This is a genomic window from Pseudoxanthomonas taiwanensis, from assembly GCF_010093135.1.
Lineage (GTDB): Bacteria > Pseudomonadota > Gammaproteobacteria > Xanthomonadales > Xanthomonadaceae > Pseudoxanthomonas > Pseudoxanthomonas taiwanensis.
The window spans coordinates 1-1,605 of sequence record NZ_PDWK01000136.1 but is presented as its reverse complement, the minus strand read 5'-3'; the positions used below and the strand labels follow the sequence as shown (position 1 = coordinate 1,605).

Annotated in this window: 1 protein-coding gene; it reads left to right on the top strand. The window is 74.5% G+C overall.

Annotation, left to right across the window (positions count from 1 at the left end):
• On the top strand, nucleotides 1–1,485 hold a 1,485-nt coding region (locus CR938_RS14225), incomplete at its 5' end, for a FixG Ig-like domain-containing protein (RefSeq protein ID WP_281350287.1).
• Nucleotides 1,486–1,605: the final 120 nt, after the last annotated feature.

Below are 1,605 nucleotides of genomic sequence, written 5' to 3'. Positions count from 1 at the left end.
ACCCACCGCAGCGAGCTGATCGCCGAGGTGCTGCGTGACCGCAACGCGCTGTACCAGCAGCTGGACGACGGCCGCATCGAGAACCACTACACCCTCAAGCTGGCCAACAAGAGCCAGCGGCCGCAGGTCTACCGCATCAGCCTGGAGCCGGCCGGCGCCGGGCTGCAGCTGGCCGGCCGCACCGCGGTCGCCGCCGGTCCGGCGGCGGGGGGGCCGGTGCCGGCCTTCAATCCCTGCCCCGACCCGGCCATGGACTGCATCGTCAGCCTCGCCGAGGACCAGCAAGAGGTGCTGCCGCCCGTGCAGAGCACCGGTGCCCTGGTGTTCCGCGGTGTGGGCACGCTGGACCTGCAGGGCGGGTACCGCTTCGCAGGCGGCACGCGCGTGGAAGGCGGGGTGCTGCGCGTGAGCAGCATGCCAGGAGCCCCCGGGCTGGTTCCCAACGTGCACGTGGGCCCGCAGGGCCGGCTGGCAGTGTTCGGCGATGTACGCGGCAACGCGGACAACCACGGCGCCGTGGACCTGTGGGAAACCGTGCACGGCGACCTGGCCAACGCCGGCACGGTGTACGCACCGGGAATGCACTACGGTACGTCGATGCGCATCGGCGGCGACGTCAGCCAATCGGCCGAGGGCACGCTGGAGTTCGCGCTGCTGCCGCCGGAGTGGGAGCAGATTGCGGCGCCGCTGCATGTCGACGGCCAGGCCCGCCTGGCCGGCACCCGGGCCCTGCTGCCCTACGCCGACGCGTGGGGTCCCTATGCCCCGCCCTCCATCGGCACCCACTGGATCCTCCACGCCGAGCGCGGAATCAGCGGCCGCTTCGACACCTGGGAGGCCCGCTCGATGTTCATCGAGGGCACCCCGCGCTACGAGGCGCAGGACCTGTGGCTGGACCTCACCCATGTGGAGCTGGACCAGGCCATGCAGGCCGGCGGCGCCAGCCCGCTGGCGGTGGCCGCCGCCGCCAACGTCCAGGCCGCGCTGGACGGCGCGCCGGGACTGCTCGGTCCGATCGCGCCGCCGCTGGGGCTGGACGATCCGCGCCGGGCCGAGCGCGCCTTCGAAAGCCTGGCCGGACACGCCCATGCCGGGCTGGAGGCACGCCTGCACTGGCACCTGGCCGCCGCCGGGCGGCTCGACGCGCAGCTGGCGCGCCTGTCCCACGCCCCGCAGCCGCTGGCCTGGTCCGCCGCCGGCCCGGGCACCCCGGGAATCCTGGCCGGCAGCGGGCCGTGGCTCGGACCGCGTCTGCTGGCCGGCGTGGCGGCGGCCCACGGCCCTGCCCACCTGCCGTTCGCGGCAGGCGGCGGCGTGGCCTGGGGACGGACCAGCCTGGCGGCCGCGCACCTGCACTACCGCGGCGATGCCTGGCACGCCACCACGCAACTGGGCGCCGGCCGCACCTGGCTGCAACTGCAGCGGCCGCTCGACACCGGCGACGGGCGCCCGCACCTGGCCCGCTCGCGGCGCGCAGCGGCCTAGCAGCCTGTTGAAATTCGACCCGGCGAAGCCCCCGACTCGGTCGGCAGCGCGGATTTCTCGCTGCTCAAGCGCTCCGCAAGCGCGTCCCGCGCTCTGAAACAAGCCCGCTTTCGGACTTCC